Annotated in this window: 19 protein-coding genes and 1 tRNA gene; 13 read left to right on the top strand and 7 right to left on the bottom strand. The window is 43.3% G+C overall.

Features of this window, described 5'->3' with window-relative positions:
• Positions 1-44: 44 nt before the first annotated feature.
• Together ACX0G7_RS20340 and ACX0G7_RS20335 are read left to right on the top strand one after the other, a co-directional pair.
• Positions 45-1,367, top strand: a complete 1,323-nt coding sequence (locus ACX0G7_RS20340) for a M16 family metallopeptidase (RefSeq protein ID WP_458925363.1) — start codon at positions 45-47, stop codon at positions 1,365-1,367.
• A gap of 25 nt (positions 1,368-1,392) precedes the next feature.
• Entirely contained in the window at positions 1,393-2,796 is a 1,404-nt protein-coding gene (locus ACX0G7_RS20335) for a M16 family metallopeptidase (protein ID WP_458925362.1), read from the top strand.
• A gap of 33 nt (positions 2,797-2,829) precedes the next feature.
• Here the strand turns inward: ACX0G7_RS20335 and ACX0G7_RS20330 are convergent, their stop codons facing one another.
• From ACX0G7_RS20330 to ACX0G7_RS20320, 3 genes are all read right to left on the bottom strand, one after another.
• Entirely contained in the window at positions 2,830-3,549 is a 720-nt protein-coding gene (locus tag ACX0G7_RS20330) for a 3'-5' exonuclease (RefSeq protein WP_458925361.1), read from the bottom strand.
• 123 nt (positions 3,550-3,672) lie between these two features.
• Positions 3,673-4,755 (bottom strand): mannose-1-phosphate guanylyltransferase, encoded by a 1,083-nt coding sequence (locus ACX0G7_RS20325; protein ID WP_458925360.1) that lies wholly within the window; start codon positions 4,753-4,755, stop codon positions 3,673-3,675.
• A gap of 46 nt (positions 4,756-4,801) precedes the next feature.
• A complete protein-coding gene (locus ACX0G7_RS20320; RefSeq protein WP_458925359.1) occupies positions 4,802-5,815 on the bottom strand; it encodes a KpsF/GutQ family sugar-phosphate isomerase in 1,014 nt (337 codons plus the stop codon).
• Positions 5,816-6,096: 281 nt separating this feature from the next.
• Between ACX0G7_RS20320 and recQ the strand changes: the two genes are divergently transcribed.
• The 3 genes from recQ to ACX0G7_RS20305 all read left to right on the top strand — a co-directional run bounded on the left by recQ (position 6,097) and on the right by ACX0G7_RS20305 (position 9,926).
• A complete protein-coding gene (gene recQ, locus ACX0G7_RS20315) occupies positions 6,097-8,382 on the top strand; it encodes a DNA helicase RecQ (RefSeq protein ID WP_458925358.1) in 2,286 nt (761 codons plus the stop codon).
• 227 nt (positions 8,383-8,609) lie between these two features.
• Positions 8,610-8,682 (top strand) — tRNA-Phe (locus ACX0G7_RS20310).
• A gap of 218 nt (positions 8,683-8,900) precedes the next feature.
• Positions 8,901-9,926, top strand: coding sequence for an AAA family ATPase (locus ACX0G7_RS20305; protein ID WP_458925357.1), 1,026 nt, complete (start codon positions 8,901-8,903; stop codon positions 9,924-9,926).
• Here the strand turns inward: ACX0G7_RS20305 and ACX0G7_RS20300 are convergent.
• From ACX0G7_RS20300 to ACX0G7_RS20285, 4 genes are all read right to left on the bottom strand, one after another.
• Positions 9,923-12,385, bottom strand: a complete 2,463-nt coding sequence (locus ACX0G7_RS20300) for a S8 family serine peptidase (RefSeq protein ID WP_458925356.1) — start codon at positions 12,383-12,385, stop codon at positions 9,923-9,925. The two genes, ACX0G7_RS20305 and ACX0G7_RS20300, sit on opposite strands and share 4 nt — an antisense overlap.
• A gap of 375 nt (positions 12,386-12,760) precedes the next feature.
• On the bottom strand, positions 12,761-13,015 hold the full coding sequence (locus ACX0G7_RS20295) for a hypothetical protein (protein ID WP_458925355.1): 255 nt from the start codon (positions 13,013-13,015) through the stop codon (positions 12,761-12,763).
• Positions 13,016-13,564: 549 nt separating this feature from the next.
• The gene (locus tag ACX0G7_RS20290) at positions 13,565-14,659 is read right to left on the bottom strand and encodes an NAD(P)-dependent alcohol dehydrogenase (protein ID WP_458925354.1); all 1,095 of its coding nucleotides are present in this window, start codon (positions 14,657-14,659) and stop codon (positions 13,565-13,567) included.
• Between the two features lie 95 nt (positions 14,660-14,754).
• Positions 14,755-15,852, bottom strand: coding sequence for a Fic family protein (locus ACX0G7_RS20285; RefSeq protein ID WP_458925353.1), 1,098 nt, complete (start codon positions 15,850-15,852; stop codon positions 14,755-14,757).
• A gap of 824 nt (positions 15,853-16,676) precedes the next feature.
• Between ACX0G7_RS20285 and ACX0G7_RS20280 the strand changes: the two genes are divergently transcribed.
• The 8 genes from ACX0G7_RS20280 (at position 16,677) to ACX0G7_RS20245 (ending at position 24,476) form a co-directional block, all read left to right on the top strand.
• Complete coding sequence (locus tag ACX0G7_RS20280; protein ID WP_458925352.1) at positions 16,677-18,062, top strand: serine hydrolase domain-containing protein; 1,386 nt, start codon at positions 16,677-16,679, stop codon at positions 18,060-18,062.
• Positions 18,063-18,175: 113 nt separating this feature from the next.
• Complete coding sequence (locus ACX0G7_RS20275) at positions 18,176-18,511, top strand: arsenosugar biosynthesis-associated peroxidase-like protein (protein WP_458925351.1); 336 nt, start codon at positions 18,176-18,178, stop codon at positions 18,509-18,511.
• Positions 18,511-19,563: an arsenosugar biosynthesis radical SAM (seleno)protein ArsS gene (gene arsS / locus ACX0G7_RS20270; RefSeq protein ID WP_458925350.1), complete on the top strand. Its 1,053-nt coding sequence runs from the start codon at positions 18,511-18,513 to the stop codon at positions 19,561-19,563. Before ACX0G7_RS20275 ends, arsS begins: the two co-directional genes overlap by 1 nt.
• A 166-nt stretch (positions 19,564-19,729) precedes the next feature.
• Positions 19,730-20,542 (top strand): purine-nucleoside phosphorylase, encoded by an 813-nt coding sequence (locus tag ACX0G7_RS20265; RefSeq protein ID WP_458925349.1) that lies wholly within the window; start codon positions 19,730-19,732, stop codon positions 20,540-20,542.
• 11 nt (positions 20,543-20,553) lie between these two features.
• On the top strand, positions 20,554-21,162 hold the full coding sequence (locus tag ACX0G7_RS20260) for a TIGR04282 family arsenosugar biosynthesis glycosyltransferase (protein WP_458925348.1): 609 nt from the start codon (positions 20,554-20,556) through the stop codon (positions 21,160-21,162).
• Positions 21,155-21,853 carry a TIGR04283 family arsenosugar biosynthesis glycosyltransferase gene (locus ACX0G7_RS20255; RefSeq protein WP_458925347.1) on the top strand — a complete coding sequence of 233 codons (699 nt, stop codon included), beginning with the start codon at positions 21,155-21,157 and terminating at the stop codon, positions 21,851-21,853. The genes ACX0G7_RS20260 and ACX0G7_RS20255 overlap by 8 nt, the downstream gene beginning before the upstream one ends.
• Positions 21,854-22,080: 227 nt before the next feature.
• A complete protein-coding gene (locus tag ACX0G7_RS20250; protein ID WP_458925346.1) occupies positions 22,081-23,517 on the top strand; it encodes a dihydrolipoyl dehydrogenase family protein in 1,437 nt (478 codons plus the stop codon).
• A gap of 98 nt (positions 23,518-23,615) precedes the next feature.
• A complete protein-coding gene (locus ACX0G7_RS20245) occupies positions 23,616-24,476 on the top strand; it encodes a sterol desaturase family protein (protein ID WP_458925345.1) in 861 nt (286 codons plus the stop codon).
• Positions 24,477-24,486: the final 10 nt, after the last annotated feature.

Below are 24,486 nucleotides of genomic sequence, written 5' to 3'. Positions count from 1 at the left end.
TGGTCGTTATTAAGTTATATTGTCAGAGAATCAAACCTTTCAAAATGCAGATCAGAAAATGGTTGCTGGCGATGCTGACCATATCGGCAGTAAACACCGGGTATTCTCAGCTTAAACCCGAGGATGTTAAGACATTTACCCTGCCGAATGAAATGAAGTTCCTGGTGGTAGAAGATTATTCTATACCAAACGCAAACATGTATCTGTTCTGGAAGGTAGGTTCCCGAAACGAATATCCCGGCATAACAGGGTTGTCACACTTCTTTGAACACATGATGTTCAATGGGTCAAAAAAATATGGCCCCAAGCAGTTCGATAAGACCATGGAGTTCAACGGAGGAGCAAATAATGCCTATACAAGTCAAAATGTAACGGTTTATACAAATTGGTTCCCAGCCTCTGCAATGGAAACAATCTTTGACCTGGAAGCAGATAGGATCCGTGATCTCGCGATCGATCCTAAAATGGTGGAAAGTGAGAGGGGTGTTGTTACTTCCGAAAAATCAACCGGTTTGGAGAATGAACCCAAAACAGAACTTTACGAATTACTGTATGCAACAGCCTATACAACACATTCCTATCGCTGGCCGGTAATAGGCTATTTTGAAGATATCAGGAACTGGTCAAAAGAAGATCTTGAAAATTATTTCAAAACCTATTATTCGCCAAATAACTGCGTGGTCGTAGTTTCCGGCGCAGTAAAATACGAACAGGTAAAAGCCATGGCAGAGAAATACCTTGGCTCTATTCCAAAAAATAAGCCGGCAAAACCAATGAGCCTCGTGGAGCCTGAACAACACGGCGAACGTCGTGTGTTGGTAAAAAAAGATGTCCCGACTTTTAACCTTATGATAGGGTATCACGTCCCCGCTACCGGCACAGCAGACTACTATGCGCTCGATCTGCTGGATGCGGTACTTTCCCGCGGCAGATCTTCAAGGCTTTACAAAGCTGTGGTCGATAGCTTACAGCTTGCTACCGAAATCAGCTCATCAACTGAAAACGGCTTTGATCCCGCGCTGATGCTGATTGACGCAACCGGTGCGAAAGACAAGGACCCCCTGGTCCTGGAAAAGGCCATTTATGCGGAGATTGAAAAAATCAAAACCAGTGGTATCACGCCCGAAGAACTCCAGAAAGTAAAAAATCAAAAACTCATCACTTTTTACGGGCAGATAGAAACGATCAATGGTAAATCAGATAACCTGGGATCATACGAGTTGTTTTTTGGAGACTACAAAAAGATGTTTGATGCTCCGAAAGAATATGAAAAGGTAACGGTAGATGATATAAAAAGAGTTACAAAAACTTATCTGAAGACATCAAACAGAACAGTTGGAATCATGAGCCCCCAGGTTGAAGATTAGTTACGAATTTTTTAAGCGAATTGATATGAAAAAAACAGCAGTCTCCATCATTTTTATCTGCATATGTTTTGCGGTTTCCGCACAACAAAAATTTCAATTACCAAAGTATACAAGCTTCAAGCTCCCGAATGGTCTTACTGTTAACCTGATGGAACAAAAAGAAGTTCCACTGATCAGTGTAGCCCTTTCGGTGCCCGCGGCCAGTATTTACGATGGTCAACAAGCGGGTCTGTCGGAACTGACCGCTTCTGCATTGGTGTCAGGATCTAAGAATTATACCAAAGATCAGATACAGGAAAAACTGGACTTTGTCGGGGCAACTCTTAATGCATATTCAAGGCAGGAGTATTCAAGGATCTCCGCACGATTTGCCACGAAAACGCAAGACGTCGTTTTTGGTTTACTAAAGGATGTGGTGATAAACCCAACGTTTGATGAAAAAGAGTTTGATAAGCTAAAAACAAGAAGAAAGGCTTCACTGGAAGTTGCAAAACAAAGCCCGTCGGCGGTAATCAATAATTACTGGAACGCTATGATGTATGGCAATCATGTGTATGGAAATGCGCCGTCAGGGCTGGTTTCCACGATCAATTCAATGACCGCGGCTGATGCCAAAAAATTTCATGAAAAATATTACAGGCCAAACGGATCTGTGATTTCAATCGTCGGTGATTTTAACACTGCTGAAATGAAAGCTAAGATAACCGGGCTGTTCAGCGAGTGGAAAAAAGGCGCGGGAGAGATCGTAAACCCTGCAGCTGAGCCCGTCAAATTGCCGGATGGATCAAATGTTTTGTTGGTCAATAAGAGCGATGCGAGGGAAACGACTTTTTACATAGGTTCAAAAGGAATAGCGAAGAATAATCCGGACCAGGTGGCCATCGAGGTAGTAAACACGGCTTTTGGGGATCGCTTCACTTCATGGCTCAACGATGAACTGCGGGTCAATTCGGGCCTCACTTACGGCGCCAGGAGCAGGTTTGATGCGAAGAAATATTCCGGCACGTTCCAGGTAACATCATTTACCGCAACGAAGACAACTTTTCAAACAATAGATAAGGCTTTGGAAGTGATGGACCGGCTGCAAAAAGGCATTGATGATACCACCCTTCAATCAGCCAGGAACTATGTGGTGGGACTGTTTCCAACGGAGTATGAGACTTCGGGCCAGCTGGCCAACCTGCTGAACGATATGTTTATCTATGGTTATGATGCAGCGTACATCAACGACTTTGAGAAAAATGTAAGCCAGGTAACACCTGCCAAAGCCAAAGAGATCATAGCCAAATACTTTTCCAAAGACAAGTTGCAGTTTTTGTTGATCGGTAAAGCCGACGAGATCAGGGAAGGCGCAAAGAAATACGGCACAGTAACCGAAAAGGAGATCAAGGAAGACAGTTACCAGGTGAACAGGAAAAAGACGTTTTAAGCCGGAAGCGTTATAGCCCAGGACTCACCTTACTTAATCTTTTATCTCGATATTTTCCGCATCAACGCAAGTCTCGCCCAGCAGGCGGAGGTACACTTGTGCCACGGTGATAACATCCTTCTGGCAATAATGAACTATGCGCGCAAGGTTGCGTTCTTTCCAGTAAACATCTCCAACCATGCTTCCATCAATATCATCTTTTGGCGTTTTGATTCCGAGCACCCCGGCAAGAAGGCTAAGTGAAGTAAAGCTCTTGTAATCACCGAATTTCCACATCTCCAGTGTATCAATATGCGGCACTTCCCACGGCTTTTTGCCAGCTATATTAAGCATGGGCGGCAGGGGAAGGCAGTTAATAACCATTCTCCGGCACAGGTATGGGAAGTCAAATTCTTTACCATTATGAGCACAAAAATATTTCTGTTGGCCGGGGCTCCAACGGGCAAGCATATCCGAAAAGGCAAGAAGTACCGTTTTTTCATCATCCCCGGAAAACGATTTCAGCACAAGTTTTTTACCTGATCCATTTGTTTGCAACAGTCCGCAACTGATGCAGATCACTTTCCCAAACTCGGCATAAATACCGGCTCGTTCATAAATCGTTTCCGGTGAATCAACGGTATTATTCCGAAGTATGATCTCCGCTTTTTTTTGCCACAGCGCCTTCCATTCTTCAGTAAGCAAGTCGTAAGACGGATGCTGGGCGACCGTCTCGATGTCTATAAACAGGATGTTACTGAGCGGAACGTTCATACATATGAATTGACCGGGATGAATAATAACTCTGATGCTGGAAAATAAAAAACAGGCTTCCGGAATAGAAGCCTGTTGCAATTTATGAATCGTTTGATAAAAGCCTGTGTAAAAACCGGGTGTTTACAGATATTTATCTCCCTTGTTTCTCTTCACCTCAGCCACATATTCCTTGATCTCCTGCTCTTTTTCTTTTTTGCAGATAAGAAGGACATCTTCTGTATCCACAATAATATAATCATCAAGGCCCTGTAACATTACCAGTTTGTTGTTCGGTGCATGAACAACGCATTTTGTAGAATCTATAACAATTACATTTTCGCCGGCAACTGCATTGGCGAGATAATCTTTTTCAAGATTCTCATAAGCACTGTTCCAGGTACCAAGGTCACTCCAGCCAAACGAAGAAGGTATGAGGTACACATTGTCCGCTTTTTCCATGATACCAAAATCAATGGACAAACTGGGACACTGAGGATAGATCTCATTCAGTGCCGCCGACTCTTCGGGTGTATTGAACCGGTCCTGCTCCGCCTCAAATACTTCGTACATCTCAGGCAGGTACTTTTCAAATGCGGTAAGAATATTTTTCACCTGCCATACGAATATGCCGGCGTTCCAAAGGAACTCTCCGCTGGCGATAAACGTCTTGGCAAGGTCGAGATTAGGTTTTTCCGTAAAGGTTTTAACCTTATAGACATTATCGGTAACGCCATGTTGTTCATACTGAATATAACCATAACCCGTATTTGCATACGTCGGTTTAATGCCAAGTGTGATAAAAGCATTGTGTTTATTCACAAAAGCAAGGGCCTCAAGGCTAACCTTTGTAAATGCTGTAGTGTCCAGTATGATATGATCTGCCGGAGCAACAATCAATGAGGCTTTGGGGTCAATCTGGTTGAGCTTAAACGAAATGTATGCAATACAAGGTGCAGTATTTTTCCTGGATGGTTCGCCAAGAATATTCTGCATCGGAATTTCCGGAAGCTGTTTTTTGACAATGTTTACGTATTCGTTGGACGTGATCACGAATATATTTTCGGTAGGAATAAAGGTGGCGAACCGCTCGAAAGTTGACTGAATCAGCGTTTTGCCAGTGTTTAATATGTCCAGGAACTGTTTGGGGAAATTTGTACGGCTCATTGGCCAGAAACGGCTTCCAATTCCGCCGGCCATAATTGCTACATAGTGGTGTTTATTCATGTTTGATTGTTCGGGTGAATGTTTTTTATTAAAAGCCCTGGCATGTTTATATAATTCCTTCTCTTATCAGGTCGTGCAGGTGAATGATTCCCTTATATTTTTGATCTTCTGCAACGATCAGTTGTGTTATATCATGTTTTCTCAGAAGGTCAAGCGCATCAACAGCAAGTTTTGTTGCTTCAATCGTTCTTGGATTAGCTGTCATGATGTCCCTGGCAGTAGCAGTATCAAGCGAGATACTTTTCTCAAGCATTCTACGTAGATCGCCGTCAGTTATCACACCAAGCACCTTTTCGTCATCATCAGTAACTACTGTGGCTCCCAATCGTTTTTTTGAGATCTCGCTGATCACCTCTTTTAATGAAGCATCCAGCGATACCCGTGGTTTTTCATTTTGTATATACAAATCCGATACCCTGAGGTATAGTTTTTTACCCAAAGTACCACCGGGATGAAATTTTGCAAAATCGTCACTTCCAAACCCCTTCATTTCCATCAGCACAATGGCAATCGCATCGCCCATAACAAGCTGTGCAGTCGTGCTGCTCGTTGGGGCAAGGTTATTTGGACAGGCTTCCTGTGAAACCGTTGTATTTAGTATAATGTGGACCTGCCGGGCAAGGTATGAATTTATATTGCCAACCATGCCAATAAGCTTGTTCCCAAAATTCCTCAGCAATGGCATCAGAACTTTAATTTCCGGCGATTCTCCACTTTTACTGATGATCATCACCACATCCTGTTGCTGCACAATTCCAAGGTCGCCATGAATAGCATCTGCTGCATGTAGAAAAATGGCGGGAGTGCCTGTAGAATTTAGAGTGGCCACCAGCTTTTGCGCTATAATCGCGCTTTTGCCGATCCCACTTACCACGAGCCTCCCCTTATTAGAAACAATTGCATCGATTGCCTGAACAAACTGGTCGTCCACCAGGTCCACCAGGCTGTTGATAGCGTCTGCTTCAAGGCGGATAGTGCGGGTGGCGACTGATTTTATATCGATCGGATTTTGCATTTGCTGCCGCAAACCTACTGAAAAAACGGGGAGTCGAAAATTCATGGCACTACTGATTGTTCTAACTCCCATTTTCGCTTATCCTGTCCGGCAGAAACTACCTGACACCTTTTTGATCATGTACAGGTAAATCATTATTGTTGAAAAAATCGATGGCTTTAATGCATCTTAAATGTTAAAGAACCCTATTTCACGTTGCGATAACCCGCAAAATAGAGTAAATTCGCCACCCCTATAGGAAGGATTACAGAAGGTACTGATACAATCTTCTCTTGTAAAAAGCAATTCCCCGAATCCGGGGCTCTGTTGAAGACAATATTAAGATTATGACAACAACTGCAAAAAAAGCATCTACAAAAACAAAAAAGACATTAACAACGGAGGCGCGCCAGACATCTGGGAAGAAGTCAATTATTTCGACGACGGAATTGTATAAAGCTCTGCATCAATATTTTGGCTTTGACGCATTCAAAGGAACCCAGGAAGAATCAGTGAAAAGTTTGCTTTCAGGCAGGGATACTTTCGTGATCATGCCAACAGGCGGCGGAAAAAGCCTGTGCTACCAGCTACCAGCGCTGATGAGTGAAGGAGTGGCCATCATTGTAAGCCCATTGATCGCACTGATGAAGAACCAGGTCGACCTGATCCGCGGTTTCAGTGAAAAAGATCATGTTGCGCATTTTCTTAATTCCACACTTACAAAAAAACAAATTGCGGTGGTGAAATCAGATCTTTCTGATGGACACACCAAGCTGTTATACGTTGCTCCTGAAACACTTACAAAGCAGGAGAACCTGGAATTTTTTTCCGACCTGAAGATTTCATTTTTTGCGGTTGATGAGGCACACTGTATTTCAGAATGGGGTCACGATTTCCGCCCCGAATACAGGCGCCTGAGAGAGATGATGGAACAGATCAACCCTGATATCCCGATGATCGCACTTACAGCGACGGCGACTCCAAAGGTTCAGAGTGATATCGTAAAAAATCTGTGTCTCAGGGACGCAAACATTTTTATTTCATCTTTTAACCGCACGAATCTTTATTACGAGATTCAGCCCAAGATCAAAAAAAGTCAGACTGACGAAAGTATCGTGCGCTTTATCAAAGGGATGAAGGGAAACAGCGGTATTATTTATACACTTAACCGGAAAACAACGGAAGAGCTTGCGGGCACCCTTGAGGCAAATGGCATAAAAGCCGTGGCTTATCACGCAGGCCTTGATGGCAAATTGCGCGCATCGCGCCAGGACTTATTCCTGAATGAAGATGTACAGGTTATCGTTGCGACGATCGCTTTTGGTATGGGTATCGATAAACCGGATATCCGTTTTGTCATACACTATAACATTCCAAAAAGTATAGAAAATTATTACCAGGAAACCGGTCGCGCCGGTCGCGATGGACTTGAAGGTAAATGTATATTGTATTACTCGCATAAGGATGTATCAAAGCTTGAACACCTGATGCGCGACAAACCGCTCAGCGAACGTGAAGTTGGTGCACAGTTGATCAACGAAACAGTGGCTTTCGCGGAGACCGGAGTCTGTCGCCGCAAGGTGCTGATGAGTTATTTCGGTGAAGAATATGATATTCCAAACTGCGGCTCATGTGATAATTGTTTGCATCCAAAAGAAAGGATCGAAGCCAAGGATGATGTGGTTAAAGTATTAAAGACTGTCAAAGCACTTGATGAATGCTTTGCCACTATATATACGGTTCATGTTTTGCGCGGACACCTTACGCCGAACATCGCTATGTACCGTCATGAAAAACTTGCTGAATTCGGAATTGGTAAGGACCAGGAGGACCACTACTGGAACTCATTGATCCGCCAGATGCTGCTGGAAGGCTTGCTCAGCAAGGATATTGAAGATTATGGTGTTCTGAAGATCACTAAAAAAGGAAATGATTTTGCTAAAAAGCCAAAGTCGTTCAAGATTGTTTTGAATAATCTTTTTGAAGAAGCCAATGCTGATGACGAAGAAGCGGCTGTTGAGTCAAACACCGGAGCAGCCATTGATGAGAAGCTTTTCGAAATGTTGAAAGAGCTTCGTCAGAAGGAAGCAAAACGCAAAAACCTGCCGCCATTTGTTATATTCCTGGAGACCTCATTGCAGGATATGGCTACCTTATATCCAACCTCATTGGCCGACCTTGAAAAATGCCAGGGAGTCAGTAAGGGTAAATCGATCCGTTACGGTAAACCGTTTGTAGAACTGATCGACAAATATGTAAAGGAAAATGATATTGTTAAGCCGGATGATTTCATCATGAAAAATGTGGCTAACAAAAGTCTGAACAAGGTTTATATCATTCAACAGGTGGACAAGAAGATACCACTCGAAACAATTGCGAAAAATAAGGATCTGCGCCTTGATGCCCTGATGGAAAACATGGAAACCATTGCCGCCAGCGGAACAAGGCTCAACCTGGATTATGCTATTGATGAGATCCTTGACGAATATGAACAAGAGGAGATCATCGAGTATTTCAAAAGTTGCGAGACCTCAAGTTTACAGATAGCGCTCGATGAATTAAAAGACAGCAACTTCACCTGGGAGCAGTTGAAAATTATGCGGATCAAGTTTTTGAGTGAATATGGGAATTAAGGGGTTCACGACTTTGCTGTATGTTGCCCGGGTGTGGTAGAATCCGTAATATTTCCTGATCCGATCTGAATTTCAATCGTAAGTTTTTTGGCATTTTGATCATCAAATGTTATTTTTGCCGCCCACCTACGCCGATGGGAGGTTGATGTTCAACTACCGTGTGCGGCTTCGGCGGGCAAAGCCCACTTTGTTTGATGAAATTTATCAGATAAAAGGGGCGACAGGATGGTGCGGTAGCTCAGTTGGTAGAGCAAAGGACTGAAAATCCTTGTGTCGGCGGTTCGATCCCGCCTCACACCACGAAAAAAATCAGGCAGTTATGAAGCAATTTCATGACTGCCTTTTTATTTGGTACAACATAACCTCAAGGGATATTAATGTTCTAATATAGTGTTGTGATTAATTGGTTAAATACCTTACTATAAGTAGAATTTTAGATTAAACGTAATAGTACTACGTTTGTCTAACTAAGAGCAGAATTTGATAAAAAGATTGCTAATTTAGAAGGGCGTTAGTTCATGAGCCAATTTGACTATATAAAAGATTTAGCAAAGTTTGGGTTGGAAAACGACCAGGAAAAATTGTTGTCTGTTCTAAACGAGCTTATCGAGCATTCGAAAAAGACTAAAAAGATCAATTTCGCCCTTCAGCTCCAGTCTATTTTGAAGGAAGCTATTCGGCATAATCAAAACAGTACGCTTACTAAAGTCGGCTCCGATTCGTTTCATCAACGTATTGAAGACAGAGAAGTTGGAGAGTTAATATTAGAGAAGCTTACCTCAGATTACCGCTTTGAGAACTTGATATGTGATGAAAGGGTGAAAAGAACTCTTGAATTCTTCGTAAAAGAGCATCACACAGCTGATATTCTCAGAAAATTCGATCTCCCTATTGCCAATAAGGTACTGCTATATGGACCGTCTGGTTGTGGAAAAACGCTAGCATCCTATGTTATAGCCGGTGAGCTACAAAAAATGATGTTTGTAGTAAATCTAGGTGCCATTGTATCTTCTAAACTCGGCGAGACAAGCAAAAACTTAGCTAAGGTTTTCAGACGAGCATCAGTTGAAGAATGTATAATATTTATCGATGAATTTGACTCGTTAGGAAAAGTCAGGGATTATAGCCAGGATCATGGAGAGATGAAGAGAGTGGTAAATACTATTTTACAACTCTTCGACTATTTGCCGCAAAATAGTATCGTAATTGCAGCAACCAACCAAATGGAAATGATTGATGAAGCCCTCCTACGAAGATTTGACACTTCTATAACGTTCGAACTGCCATCTCAAGGTCAGATAAAGGAACTTATTGATCTGACTTTGAAAAACGGAAAATTCAAATTTGATAATCTTTTGTCAGCCAAAAAGATAATGAGAGAAGCACACGGCTTATCTTATTATAGTATTCAAAAGACCTTGATTACGGCTATTAAACAAAGCATCTTCAATCAATCAAGCAAAATCCACGAACTAGTTGTAAATATTGATACAACAATTTGGAAAGAATTACTGAGTAACGAAAGAAAGCTCCAAAAAGCCTAACCTTCAGCCTGTAGATCATTTTCCAACTCTACTGTTATAATATTCTCTACTTCATTGACCGCCAACATTTCCGCGTAAAGTTTTCCCGTTTGTCTAGCTTCAGGTAAATCTTCTTTGATTGTAACAACTAATGAAAAAGGATGGTCGCCACCATATCGGGCTTCCATACCTGGTAGTAACTGGGGATTGAGCCTACAGTTAATCGCTAGTTTCAGGGTGGATTCTTCACTAACCAGTTCATCTGCGCCTACACGAAAATGAATTTTTTGAGTATTGAATGATGGTACTGGCTTCGATTTATATCGCCCGTTTTGCGACCAAGTTAGAGTTGATTTGAGTTTTGATTTTATCGCGTCCTCTTTTTTCAAAATGTCTTCTCCTGCATGATTTCGAAAAAAGGAGAAAGCCATATGGATTGGACAGTAAGCCAGATGATTTTCTAAAACCGGATCAAAACTAAAGCACAGAGTCGCAGACACCGTTAATAGCCCGACTCTCTTGCCTAGTTCATCTGTAGAAAGATATTCAGGGAAATGAAGCGGTATTATTTTTACTTCTTCCGGTCGAACAGAATCTTCTATCACGAATGTGACTTCATTGTCATTCGAAAGAATGCTTTTGTCAGGGTCAACCAGACCATGTCCTGCAGTTTTGTTTAATAGGTTTGAAAACGGTTTTTCAAAACGAATACTATTTAAAGAGGCGCTATTAATGATCAAAGCTTTGATTGATTGTGCTCTCAAGCTCGGGTATATTTTTTGAATTTTTGCGGCAATATTAGCGGTAAGTGGTGCGGAAAAACTAGTACCGATATGTTTGAAAAACCCTATTGAGGGATTTGCGCATAAAACATCCATCGATGCATTATTCCCTTGCCCTATAAAATTGCCGCTTTGTTCATAGTCGCCAGCGCATTCTATTACATCAGGACGGAAATAATTTTTATTATGCTTCATCTTGGGAAATAGACCTGAAAAGTCGATGTGACTTTTTCTTGTATAAAGTGTCGGGTACTCTTTGCTGTGTGATATTCCTCGGAAAACGCCATCTTTAATGACATGTGCTGCTCCGCCAACGACAACGTTATTTAAACTATCAGCTGGGCAACATAAGTTTGTTGATTCTCCAAAAAAATATCCGAGGTCATAAGAGTTATTATTATTACAGGCATCGTTATTATTTGCAGTGCAGATGAAAATGAGACAGTCATTTTGATGTGCAAATTTGTCCAGTTCGTATGCATAGGTTGAAAAGTCTTCATTTGTTTTTTTGTGTCTCGCATAACAGACTGTAAGAACAAAAAGCTTTAATGTCGGATATTTAGCTTTTGCGCTTCTAAGTAATTCGAGTACAGCTCGTTCCGATAAATAGCCACTATCATCATCCAGAATTTTCATCGACAGAAGTTTTGCATCTGCATTATAATTACCTCTGTAGTCCCCAATTAAATAGGGAGTACGGCCCAGTGCTGCAAAAGCAGCTACAGCAGTACCGTGTCCATAGCCGTCATTTGCAGAATCTAAAAAAACACTCGATCCAGAAAGATTGAATGTATCGTCATTTATTAAAATTGGCGCTAGTGGCGTCTTATTGCTAATGCCTGTGTCCAACACGCCTATAATTGGTAGCTCTTCATTAGTATTGCTTATTGAGAAACCATACTCTCTTCGGGTTGTATTGAATTCGTTCGGTCTAACAACTGTTGCAAGCCCAGAAGTGACACTGTAAACAATGTCAAAGTTGTTAGCGATTTCCTGTGCTTGTTTCTCTGTAGCGTTGTAGACTTCAAGATTATTACAATCTTCGACTAGAACATATCTTAAACCGCGCTGCTCCAAATAAGATTTTAGACCCTGCCATATTGAAGTGGCTGATTGACTTGTTAGTGGGAAATCTATGAGTTTGAAGTTCAATAACTCAGCTGGACCCTGAAACTGGAGAATGTCATTTGACGTTAACAGCTTGAATTCTTTAATATAGCGAACTTTTCCAGGATAAGTAACCTTAGGATCTTCCCCAGACTCCTTTATTGAAAAATTTCTTATACCCTGCATAAGGGCATGGAATTTTCGTTGATCTGTTACAGCGAAGAGTACTTCGTGGTTGAAGCGTGAAAACCTAACTCCAAGTAGGCCAAAATCATTATACCAAGATTGGTAATAATTTTTTGCACCTGCAGTGATGCTGAATTGATTTTGGAATAGAATCCGGATGTATTCTATATGACCTGGGATAGCTAACTCTTCGTTTCTATCTGCAACCCTCCTTTCCTGGTCCTGATTAAACCTAGCTAAATAACCTTTGAAAGAGTTTGCCATCTGCCGATAGTTTGATCCCGCGGGTGTTTCTACTTCATCATCTTCTTCTTCGGGAGAGCCATAATTGAACCTGAGCGTAACCGTGTCTTCTTTCTGTTTCTCGGTGTTCAGCTTTATATGAGGTCGGCTTTTAAATGGCATAGTTCGCTAAAGTTTTTATGTGCCTCTTATGAATAATTAAAATAATAAGCGGGCTCAATTATAGATAGTTTTTTGCCTAATCGGCATAATGTCACCTGCCAATCTACTGATTTTATAGATTTATTACTACGTCCATCGTAATTTATGTCAGAAAGAAGGGCAAATGAAATGCCCTCGCAAAGCTCATAAGGAGATTATCCAAGGCGCATATGAAACTATTCGACAGAGGCATTTTTAGATGCCATTTCCTTTAATTCAAGGTTTAACCAAACTAATCGATTAACACATATGCAATTTTTTTCCTTTTTCTTCTGTTTCTTATTTGGAAGGATACCACGCTTCACTAGATCGGTAATGTCGCTCAGGGCCGTATCATCAGAACACGTGCCTATTTTTGCCCATTTCAAGGACCTCAATTTCCACTTCGAAACCATTTAGCATTTTATCAATCATCAAGCGTTGCCGCTCGTTCAACGTGCTTTCAGTAGGCTTTTCCGAGACCTTCCCCTTTTTTATCACCTTTGCAAGAATGTCGAATGCTGTCAGCAATACTGTATTGAGGCAATTGGGACACCATTCCAGCCAGACAGCAATATCTAACCTCCTTTTGGGTTTTCTCCAGAAGGTCATAGTAATCATTACGCTCTTTGCCAATGTTCGACGACATGCTATCGACCGTTGTGGACTTGCATCGGTTCGCGCCAGTTCGATGTCAGCAATAGCGCGGGCAGTCCGATCTATATCACGGAAAAAACCTAATTATCATTTTGTTCCTACAGATTTAACCATATTAATACGGAATGATTTGGTCTGAAAATCCTTGTGTCGGCAGTTCGATCCCACCTCACACCACAAAACGACTCATGACTTAAAGTTATGGGTCGTTTTGTGGGGGGGATGTCTATGTGGTATATTCAATGTCCGAGGGAAAACTTATCCTGGGTGCAGCAATAATGTTGGGCGAAGAATTGAAGTGCGCAACCAGTCTGAAACGAAAGATTTCACGCTCCGGTACAGAACTTGAACACTAATCAGGAAAGTAACGTTTGAAATGAATGCGGAAGTTACGGTACGTGAGAAGTTTTTGAAAAAACTGCGGGGAGATATACGGCCATCTACGATAAAACCCATGCGGCATCAGGCGCATGGGTTTCAAATTTATTTGCAGGTATCGATGAACTATCTTTTCAGGGAGGCCATATCGATTACGAAGCGATACTTTACGTCACCTTTTAACAAACGTTCGTAGGCTTCGTTGATGTTCTGAATGTCGATCATTTCAATATCTGCAGAAATATTTTTTTCGGCACAGAAGTCCAGCATCTCCTGCGTTTCGGCAATGCCTCCGATCATGGAGCCGGCGAAACTTTTACGGCCGGGAATAAGACTGAATGCTGCAACAGGCAGTGGATTCTCCGGTGCCCCAACGAGTGCCAATGAACCATCAACACGCAGCAGGGCGAGATAGGCATTAATGTCATGCTCAGCAGAAACGCAATCGAGAATGAAATGCAGCTTACCGCGGTAGGCAGCCATTTGTTCTTTGTCTTTTGACAGCACTACTTCATCAGCGCCCAGTCGTTTGGCTTCTGCAAATTTTGATTCTGATGTAGTAAATGCTACGACATGTGCGCCCATAGCTTTTGCAATCTTAAGGGCCATGTGTCCAAGACCGCCGATACCAACGACACCGACCTTTTGACCCGGACCTACGTTCCAGTGACGTAGCGGTGAATAAGTAGTGATACCTGCACAAAGCAAGGGAGCCGCTGCAGCAGGATCAAGGTTGTCGGGAATCCGTAAAACGAAATTTTCGTCTACAACGATGCTTTCTGAATATCCGCCGAAGGTTGGATTACCCGGAAGTTGCTTATCAGGCGAATTGTAAGTACCGGTCATGCCGGGCTCGCAATATTGCTCAAGCCCTTCCTTACAATACTGGCACTCCCTGCAGGAGTCAACCATACAACCGACGCCTACAGTATCGCCAACTTTAAACTTGCTCACGTGGTTGCCAACACTCACAACCTTACCCACGATCTCGTGGCCGGGAACGCAGGGATAAAGTGAAGGACCCCATTCGCTACGCGCGGTATGTAGGTCAGAATGGCAAACACCGCAATAAAGGATTTGTATCTCTATATCATGAGGTGTTGGCTTTCTGCGGTTAATATCCATTTGGTTTAGTGGGGCCTTGGCTGACTCCGTACCAAAAGCTTTAACCGCTTTGGTGTTATGTATATTCTTACTCTTTGCTGCCTCTAATGTTTCCATGTTAATAATTTGATAAGTGAGTGAATGAACGTTTCAACATCTGTGCCGTAAGCTTGTTCACTGAGGCGGATCTAATATTATGTGTCAAAGGTAAATTACGGGATTAACACATAGCTCGTACTGCGCCCGCCCGCATTTTCTTTAGTGAGCATTCCCTTGTTGATCAGGTCCTGGATATCCCGTGTTGCGGTGTCCTGCGAGCACCTGGCCATTTTCGCCCACTTCGATGAGGTCATTTTTCCTTCAATGCCATTGAGCAGCCGGTCCAGCATCAGGCGCTGGCGATCATTTAAACTGACGCCGGAATGCTTTTCCCAGAACCTTGCCTTTATCATTACGTTCGCCAGGAGGTCACCGGTTGCCAACAAGGCCCGGTCGAGGCAATTAAGAAACCACTCGATCCATTCGGTCACGTCCAAACCGCCTTTTTGCGTTTTTTCCAGGATATTGTAATAGTCGCTCCGCTCTTTTCTGATTTGCGAAGACATGCTGTAAAAACGTTGGGGGCTGTCGTCAGCCCTGGCTAATTGCATATCAGCAATCGCACGTGCAATCCTCCCGTTTCCATCCTCAAAAGGGTGGATTGTGACGAACCACAAGTGGGCAAGCCCCGCCTTCAGTACAGGGTCAAGGTCCTGACTGGTATTGAACCAATTTAGAAACGTAGTCATTTCTGCCTGCATCTCGCTGGCGTCCGGGGCTTCATAATGCACCTTTTCTTTTCCGATCGCGCCGGACACGACTTGCATAGGACCGCGTGCACCTGTGCGCCATGCTCCTACGGTGATCTTGTGCATTCCGCTTCTGCCGGTTGGGAAAAGTGCGGCATGCCAGCCAAACAGACGGTCTTCCGTCAGCGGGTTGGTAAAGTTTTGAGTGGCATCGATCATCATCTCCACGACCCCTTCAACATTCCGGTCCGCCGGGATACTCCCTGCTATTTCAATTCCCAGGCGTTTCGCCAGCGAGGAGCGAACCTGGTCGCGGTTCAATACTTCACCCTCGATCTCGCTCGATTTGATGACCTCCTGGGTCAGGGTCTGCAGCATGGCTTCCTCCCGAAGGGAAAATCCAAGCGCCTGCATATGGCCGATGAGTCGACCCTGGCGGTACCGGACACCGGCCAGCAAGTCGCTCAGCCTGAGTTTGTCCCAGGCCAGGGTTGGCCAGCCTTGTTGATGATAGATATACATTCTCCGCAATATTTGCGGCGAATATAACATATATTCTCCGCACGGACGATTTGTTCTCCGCTAATTATGCGGAGAATAACCGCTTTATTCTCCGCATCGACCGGAATCAGAATTAATTGTTCAAAAGGGTGCCTTGTAAAAGTCCGATCAAGTCCAGTTTAGGGTATTACAAACCCCGATTACCGGGATAGGGGGAATCTCCACCCAACTTAGAGTGACCAGCAGTCATATTGACCAGCAGTGATATTTAGAAAAAACGCTCCGCATACAAAACGTTGCAAACAAGCCGGGGCCTTAACGGCAAGTCAGGATAGCGAAGTCCTCAACTCTAAGAGACAAAGGCATCGGGCGGCCGTGGTGGATGAACTGCTGTGGCGAATAGGAATCCGACCATGGTAGATGGACTGGCCATGATGAATTGGAATCCGACCATGATGAATGAACTGGCCATGGTGGATGGGAATCCGACCATGGTGAATAGGAATGCAGTGCGGGGGTTAACACCCTGTTTGCACATATACAATTATATGCCTACAAGGCTACAGGCCATTCACGAATGAATCAAGAGCGCTTACTCTTGACAGTTAGTACCTCTGGCCTTACATTCCTTAAATACTATTGGAATAATCTGAAATCCTGCCCTTTTGATGCACAATCATGTTTACAGGCAAAGCCGGTTGTGAACGCCGAACAAAAATTGTTTCCTGCCGACTGATAACTTATGTAAATTTCATCTGGAAATTGACAGTCATTGCTTTCCCTCTTAATTCAAACCGTCGAGTGATCGGTATGAATGTTAACTTAATGAACTCAAGTGAAAACAGATGAAGAAACTAATTATCGCAGTTTGTATAGTGGCGGTGTTATATGCAGTCTATTACTGTTCCCAGGTATTCCCTGTGGCCACTGGCTATGGAGCAAAAATTATGGGCTCGGGGATATTTATCTCGGGACGAACTGAGCAGAGCATCAAAGACCAGGAAATGAATTTCACGCCATTAAACATGGCAACCTTCACAATAGATTATAAAGACTCATCAGTGACCTGTTCGCTTGCCGGAATGGCAAGTCAGAAAGCAATTTTCCGCAAAGGGCTTGGTGTAACTCTCGTAAATGGTTTGACTGAAAAAGAAATCAGGGCCCAAAGATTCGCTATTCCTGCGCCCGTCACGGGAAAATCAGACACAATGGCCTGGCCGATGGGGGACCGCATTGCCGACCCTTATCCTTCATGTGTCGATTCGCTTGCAGTAGTAAATGCAGTGGCCAACACATTTGTTCTGGGTGACGGTGAACCGGCAAACCAGACAAGGGCACTTATTGTTTTATATGATGGCCGGATAATCGCCGAAAAATATGCACCTGGCTATTCGGCTTCTTCACGGCTTAACGGCTGGAGCATGACGAAAAGCATCATCGGCGCTTTGACGGGAATCTTTGTGAATCAAAAAGGTCTTAAAATTGATGAACCTGCGCCAGTACCGGAGTGGAGCGATCCCAAAGACCTGCGACATGCGATTACAACCCGGCATTTGCTTCAGCAAACAACCGGTCTTGACTTTGAAGAAAGATATGACAAGAGTTCTCACGCGAACAGAATGCTTTTCGTTGAAGGGGATGCAGCAGGATATGCCGCCGCCAGACCTCATAATAAAAAGCCCGGCGAGGATTTTCGCTATAGCAGCGGTAATACAAACATCCTTTCGCGTATAATCAGGCAAAAACTGGGGGATTCAATATATCATTCATTTCCATATACACAGTTGTTCTATAAACTAGGCATGTATCAGACGGTGATTGAACCAGATGCTTCCGGCACTTTTATCGGATCCTCGTTTTGTTATGGCACAGCACGCGATTGGGCGCGTTTTGGATTGCTGTACCTCAATAACGGAAAATCCAACGGAGAACAAATCCTGCCGGAAGACTGGGTGAGGCAAACAGTAACACCTGCGAGCGCTACGGAACGCGGCGAATACGGGTTCCAATGGTGGTTGAATGCCGGCGAGAAAAATAACCCTTCTAACAGGCTTTATCCTGATCTGCCGGTTGACATGTTTTACGCCGATGGTTATGAAGGACAAAATGTTTTTGTAATACCCTCTCAAAAGCTTGTTGTAGTACGGCTTGGATTTACAAAAACGAGTCAATGGGGAGAGAACGAATTACTAAAATCTCTTATAGGGTCAATTAATACCCAGGGCAAATAACATAATGCCAAATCATTATGGACATAAGTCACTTAAACCATCATCTTCAAAACACTAAGAACATATATAGTTACAGTTTGTATTAGCAACGATATCTAACGAAATCTATCTAAATGAATAATAATTATTACAACCCGGCTGATCTTAAGAAGTTCGGTAACATCACGGACTTCCAGCAGGCAATGGGAGAAAAGTTTTTTGCATGGTACGGAGAAGTGTTTAAAGACGGGGAACTCACAGCACGTGAAAAATCTTTAATTGCATTAGCTGTCTCACATGCCGTGCAATGTCCTTATTGCATAGATGCATATAGCAGTGATGCGTTTGAAAAGGGTTGGAGCGAGGGCCAGATGATGGAAGCGGTTCACGTGGCTGCATCGATACGGGGTGGGGCCTCATTGGTTCATGGTGTGCAGATGATGAATAAGGTAAAGGAAATTGCGATGTAATGATCAAGTCACTCCGTGCACAACATAACATTCTTGCTGATGCAAGTGTCCAGCAAGAGATACTAACCCATGGCGGTCCCGACGGTTTTGCCCTCGTGCCCTTCCAGGAGAAATTAGCGGAGAGCGGCTTGTTGCCCTTGCAGCCTTTAGCTCCGGAAATAATGCAGGTGAACATTGGAAAGATGTGTAACCAGGTTTGCAAACATTGTCATGTTGATGCCGGTCCGGACCGGCGCGAGATCATGACCAGAACTACGATGCATCAATGTTTGCAGGCTCTTCAAAATAATCCCCGGCTCGGCATCGTGGATCTTACAGGGGGAGCACCGGAAATGAATCCTGATTTCCGATGGTTTGTTGAAGAGATAAAAAAGCTTGACAGGCATGTGATCGTCCGCTGCAATCTCACGATAATAGTTGCTAACAGGAAATATAATGATCTGCCATCTTTCTACAGGAAACACAAAGTAGAAGTTGTTTCTTCGCTGCCCTTTTATACACAGGACCGGACCGACAGGCAAAGAGGCTCGGGAGTATTTGAGGATAGTATTAAGGCATTGAAGCTTTTGAACGATGTCGGCTATGGCATGGAAGGGACCGATCTCGTATTGAATCTTGTCTATAATCCTGCAGGTGCCTTTCTTCCTCCTTCAGAGGAATCGCTGACAAGGGAATACCGGCTGGCGCTGAAGTCTAAATTTAATATCAGCTTCAATAATCTATTTGCGATAACCAATCTTCCCATAAGTCGTTTCCTGGACTACCTGTTACAAAGTGGTAACTATGAAACATACATGGAAAAGCTTGCCAATGCATACAACCCCGCAGCTGCAGCTAATGTGATGTGCCGGAACACCATTTCGATTGGTTGGGATGGATACTTATACGATTGTGATTTCAACCAAATGCTGGAACTAAAAATCGATCACCCGTTGAATCATATCTCACAATTCAATGCTCCGGATCTTCAGCACCGGAACATAGTAATTGGTCAGCATTGTTTTGGATGCACCGCCGGCGCGGGTTCGAGTTGTGGGGGTGCAGTTACATAAGGAAATCAATGTGGAGGTGCACTTACATAAAGGCTTCAACGTAAGGTACAGTTAAGAAAGGGGCTTAACGCCGGTTGCTATTACATGAAGGGTTGGCAGTATGGTAAAGCTAAATAAAAGGGCTTAACGCGGGCTGCAGTAACATGCAGGGTACAAATTATATCACATGGAAAAACTAAAAGAAGCAAGAGATTATCTGGTAAGCCGGGGAATAACAAACGCTACAACCGGCCTTGTGTTAGGCACCGGACTGCATCATATCATCAGCCTGGTAGATGTAATAGACACGATCCCCTATACGAACATACCAGGATTTCCTTTGTCAACAGTGGAGTTTCATAAAGGCAACCTGGTCTATGGTAAGATCGATGATCACTACCTGTTAATTATGCAGGGCCGGTTACATGCTTACGAAGGTTATAGTTTACAGGAAATAGTTTTCCCTGTACGTGTGCTGAAGCTGTTAGGTATAAAACAATTGTTTCTTTCCAACGCAGCCGGGGGCATAAATACGGATTTCAAAAAAGGCGACATTGTACTGATAGATGATCATATCAACCTGCAATCAGGAAACCCTTTGACCGGCCGGAACCTTGATGAGCTTGGCGGACGTTTTCCGGATATGAGTGAACCATATAGCCCAACATTATGCAAGGCAATCATCGCCCAGGCTGATCGCTTGGGAATAAAAATTCATAAAGGCGTATATGCTGCGGTCAACGGTCCAAACCTTGAGACAAAAGCAGAATACCGGTATCTTAAGGTAATTGGAGCTGACCTGGTTGGAATGTCGACTGTACCGGAGGTAATTGCAGCCAGTCATATGCAACTGCCATGCGCAGCGATATCCGTTGTTACCGACGAGTGTGATCCGGATCATTTAAAACCGGTCAACATAAGTGAGATCATAGCCGTTGCCGGCAAAGCGGATCTTATCTTATCCAAACTTATTTATGAAACCATAAAACATCTCGCCTGATATCAAAATACATGGAACAGGCACTAATTATATTTACGAAAAACCCAATACACGGCCAGGTTAAAACAAGGCTCGCCGCCGCAGTAGGAAAAGATATGGCACTGTCTATCTATCGCCGTATGTTGCTGTACACAAATACAATCACAAGTGATCTCCCTGTCACTAAATTGCTTTATTATTCGGATGCAATAGGAACTCAAGACCACTGGAGTGATCAGATCTATACCAAGAAATTGCAGCGTGGCGCGGGACTGGGGCAAAGAATGGAAAACGCATTTCGTGACACATTTGAATTGAACTACCGGCGCGTGATGATCATTGGAACAGATTGTCCTGGTCTTACACCCGGCATAATAACAATGGCCTTTGACAACCTGGGAAATAGTGACGTTGTTATCGGACCTGCAAAGGATGGAGGATATTATTTGCTAGGGATGAATAAAATGCATGGCGAACTTTTCAGGGGGATAAACTGGAGCTCAGAAACCGTGTTGCAAGAGACCTCAAGGATATGTTCCCGATTAAATCTTAGTACCTATCTGCTTGAGGAACTGTCTGACATAGATACAGAGGAGGATTTGATAGCACATAAATCAATGAACGCGTGGCTCCATGATTAGTATTATTATACCCGTCTACAATGAAGAAAAGCATATCGTGCCGACCATCGAACTGATAAGGCAACATGATACTGAAAATCTTGTTAGTGAAATAATTGTTTCAGACGGAGGTAGTAAAGATGATACGATAAACACAGCAGCATTAACAAACTGTCGTGTTATCAGCAGTCCCCGAAAGGGCCGTGCTGCACAAATGAATTATGGCGCTGAACACGCTAAAGAGAACTTGTTATATTTTATTCATGCTGATACCATTCCGCCAAAAGGGTTTTCAACAGACGTTAAAAGAGCGATTCAAAGTGGCGCCGGTGCTGGTTGCTTTATGTTAGCGTTTGATCATGACCATTGGTTCCTGAGAACACTTTGTTGGTTCACCCGGTTCAATGTCGGCGCATTCCGGTATGGCGATCAGAGTTTGTTCATTAGGAAACCACTGTTCCGGTCACACAAAGGCTTTCGCGAGGATCATGTTGTAATGGAAGATTATGAATTGGTGACAAGGATCAGCGATCAATCGGAATTTATTGTGATTAAAAAGCCCGTAATAACGTCAGCAAGAAAATACCTGGAAAATGGTTTATTCAAAACCCAGGCAGTTTTCTTTCTCATTTTTTTCATGTATAAGTTTGGGTACACGCAGCAAAAGTTGGTTTCTACTTATAGAAAACTTATTAAGCAGGATAAATTGTAAATATGCCCCGGTTCAGTGTTGCGTGATGCAGCTATACCTTCATGCGGAACCCCGCAAGAAGATTATAGCATGTTGCGTGATGCAGCTATACCTTTATACGGAACCCGGCAAGAAGATTATAACATGTTGCGTGATCCAAATGAATCTTGACAAATGGTTGGCAAGATTATTATGCCATTTTGCTTAATGCAAACAACATCTTTATAATAACGACCACCAGGACAATTATGCCCATTCAACCATTTGATATCATTATTATAGGATGCGGTTCAGCAGGACTGAGTGTTGGCTTATTTATGAATAAGGCGGGGTTCAGGGTAATGATGATTTCGAAGTCGGACCACGACATCGGAGGTGATTGCCTGAATGATGGCTGTGTTCCGAGCAAAGCCCTGATCCATATAGCTGATATCGTTTTCAAAGCTCGACTGGCTGCAGACTTCGGTGTAAAGGTTGAAGGCAAACCTGACTTTAAGAAGATAATGGACTATGTGCGATCCAAGCAGGCTTTGATTCGAAAACATGAAAACGCAGAATGGCTGAGAAACGAGGGAATCTCAGTTGCTCTCGGTATTGCAGCCTTCAGCGGCCGTAACGAAATACAAGTTGATGGAGAAACTTATACCGGTAAAAAAATTGTGATCGCGACAGGATCAACGGCGGCAAGGTTAACCGTTCCGGGAAGCGATACCGTACATTACCTGGACAATGAAAATATATGGAAACTCGACAAATTACCCGGGACGCTGCTGGTTGTAGGTGGTGGTCCCATTGGCGTCGAGCTGGCCCAGGCTGCAAGCAGGTTAGGTTCCAAGGTTATATTGATTCACAGTGACAAAATGATCCTGGATCGCGATGAATATTCAGTCGCTGAGATTTTGCTAGCAAGACTCAGGCACGAAGGAGTTGTCGTGAAATTAAATTCAAAAGTCGTAAAGTTTATTTCATCGACCGAAGCAATAGTGAAAAGTGGCGAAGGCGATAGTGAAACAACAGCGTTTGATGCTGTCTTTGTTGCTGTTGGTCGAGAACTAAATTTTCGCTCCCTGTGCCTTGAAAAAGCTGGCATCCTTGTGAAAGATGAAAAAATAGTTGTCGACAATTATCTTAGAACAAGTAACAGGCATGTTTTTGTTTGTGGAGATGTCGCGGGTGACCTTAAGTTTTCTCATGCAGCAGAGTTTCATGCACGAATACTTATCAATAATTTCTTTTCCCCGTTTAAACGGAAGCTTGACAACAGGCATATGTCATGGGTAACATTTTCAGACCCGCAGCTGGCTACTTTCGGATATAGTGAAAGGGAGCTGAGCATTAAAAAAATAAAATACCGGAAAATAATACAGGATTTTCAGAATGATGATCGTGCGGTAGTAGATAGCTCAGACTATGGCAGACTTATTTTATACCTGGGGCCGGGGAGGTTTTTGAGGGGTCGTAAAATCCTCGGTGGAACGATGGTTGCGCCCGGTGCAGGGGAAATGATACAGGAGCTGTTGCTTGCAAATTCGGCTGGAATTTCAGTTAACGAGATCTTCAATAAGATCTATCCTTATCCTGTTGCATCAAGGATCAATCAGCAACTGGTGATCAATCTCAAGGAAGAAAGCCTGACTTTATTGGTCAAACGATTATTGAAAACCGCGTTTAAAATTTTTAGTTAGTTGTAATGCAGGCATAGTCACGCAAGGTTACTCAAACGGCTGAATAAATCGGTAAGAAAGATTACAAACATATGTAGCTTCATAAAAAATTAACGGGGTTGATTCATGAATTTATTGATACCGTGGGCTTTCCGATACTGGTCACTGTGTTCCTTGTTCTTTTTCTCCTGGAATCCAGGTTTCAATTGAGGAAAAGGGTGGGAAACAGATGGCAGCGAATAATTACCAATGTGATCGTTTCGATCCCGGCCTTAGTACTTCTCAGGTATCTACTGTTACCGGTCATGGCTGCCATCGCATATTTCAACCAGCGTATTCAATTCGGATTAAATTATCTTATCGACTTACCTCCCTGGGCCGAAGGCTGTCTCGCGTTTTTGCTGCTTGACTATGGCAACTACATCTGGCATTACTTAAATCACAAGCTTGGCTTCTTGTGGCGATTTCACCTGGTTCATCATACGGACCCGGATGTTGATATCACTACTGCTTTTCGGTTTCATTTTGGCGAGCTTATTGGCTCCGTATTCTCGAGGGGGCTTGTGGTTTTATTAACCGGGGCAACTCCTGAACTGGTGCTGATCTATGAAATTGTCTTTGAAGCTGCCACACAATTTCATCACAGTAACTGGAAGCTTCCAATCTCTGTTGAAAAAACGCTTAATCTCTTCATAGTAACTCCAAGGATGCATGGTATCCATCATTCCGTAGTCAAACAACACACAGACAGCAACTACTCTGTTATTTTCTCAATGTGGGATAGAATACATAGGACCGACCGCCTGGATATTGACCAAAACCTCATCGTAACAGGGGAGCCTTCATATAGTAACCAATCTGAGCTCACTATTTTTTACCTGCTAAAGCTTCCATTCACAAGAATACGTAAATGGAATTCACCCGAAAATGTATTGCATCGGAATCCTCACCGCACAGATAAAAAAGAGAGCCCAGAATAGTAATTCAACC

This window comes from Flavitalea antarctica (assembly GCF_054461535.1).
Note: the sequence above shows the minus strand (reverse complement) of the source record. Positions and strands in the feature narration are given on the sequence as shown.

What these genes read in the sequence shown, in the direction of transcription:
- ACX0G7_RS20340 (WP_458925363.1), top strand. Translation starts at nt 45, where the DNA reads ATGCAGATCAGAAAATGGTTGCTGGCGATGCTGACCATATCGGCAGTA.
- ACX0G7_RS20335 (WP_458925362.1), top strand. Translation starts at nt 1,393, where the DNA reads ATGAAAAAAACAGCAGTCTCCATCATTTTTATCTGCATATGTTTTGCG.
- ACX0G7_RS20330 (WP_458925361.1), bottom strand. Translation starts at nt 3,549, where the DNA reads ATGAACGTTCCGCTCAGTAACATCCTGTTTATAGACATCGAGACGGTC.
- ACX0G7_RS20325 (WP_458925360.1), bottom strand. Translation starts at nt 4,755, where the DNA reads ATGAATAAACACCACTATGTAGCAATTATGGCCGGCGGAATTGGAAGC.
- ACX0G7_RS20320 (WP_458925359.1), bottom strand. Translation starts at nt 5,815, where the DNA reads ATGAATTTTCGACTCCCCGTTTTTTCAGTAGGTTTGCGGCAGCAAATG.
- recQ (WP_458925358.1), top strand. Translation starts at nt 6,097, where the DNA reads ATGACAACAACTGCAAAAAAAGCATCTACAAAAACAAAAAAGACATTA.
- ACX0G7_RS20305 (WP_458925357.1), top strand. Translation starts at nt 8,901, where the DNA reads ATGAGCCAATTTGACTATATAAAAGATTTAGCAAAGTTTGGGTTGGAA.
- ACX0G7_RS20300 (WP_458925356.1), bottom strand. Translation starts at nt 12,385, where the DNA reads ATGCCATTTAAAAGCCGACCTCATATAAAGCTGAACACCGAGAAACAG.
- ACX0G7_RS20295 (WP_458925355.1), bottom strand. Translation starts at nt 13,015, where the DNA reads ATGACCTTCTGGAGAAAACCCAAAAGGAGGTTAGATATTGCTGTCTGG.
- ACX0G7_RS20290 (WP_458925354.1), bottom strand. Translation starts at nt 14,659, where the DNA reads ATGGAAACATTAGAGGCAGCAAAGAGTAAGAATATACATAACACCAAA.
- ACX0G7_RS20285 (WP_458925353.1), bottom strand. Translation starts at nt 15,852, where the DNA reads ATGTATATCTATCATCAACAAGGCTGGCCAACCCTGGCCTGGGACAAA.
- ACX0G7_RS20280 (WP_458925352.1), top strand. Translation starts at nt 16,677, where the DNA reads ATGAAGAAACTAATTATCGCAGTTTGTATAGTGGCGGTGTTATATGCA.
- ACX0G7_RS20275 (WP_458925351.1), top strand. Translation starts at nt 18,176, where the DNA reads ATGAATAATAATTATTACAACCCGGCTGATCTTAAGAAGTTCGGTAAC.
- arsS (WP_458925350.1), top strand. Translation starts at nt 18,511, where the DNA reads ATGATCAAGTCACTCCGTGCACAACATAACATTCTTGCTGATGCAAGT.
- ACX0G7_RS20265 (WP_458925349.1), top strand. Translation starts at nt 19,730, where the DNA reads ATGGAAAAACTAAAAGAAGCAAGAGATTATCTGGTAAGCCGGGGAATA.
- ACX0G7_RS20260 (WP_458925348.1), top strand. Translation starts at nt 20,554, where the DNA reads ATGGAACAGGCACTAATTATATTTACGAAAAACCCAATACACGGCCAG.
- ACX0G7_RS20255 (WP_458925347.1), top strand. Translation starts at nt 21,155, where the DNA reads ATGATTAGTATTATTATACCCGTCTACAATGAAGAAAAGCATATCGTG.
- ACX0G7_RS20250 (WP_458925346.1), top strand. Translation starts at nt 22,081, where the DNA reads ATGCCCATTCAACCATTTGATATCATTATTATAGGATGCGGTTCAGCA.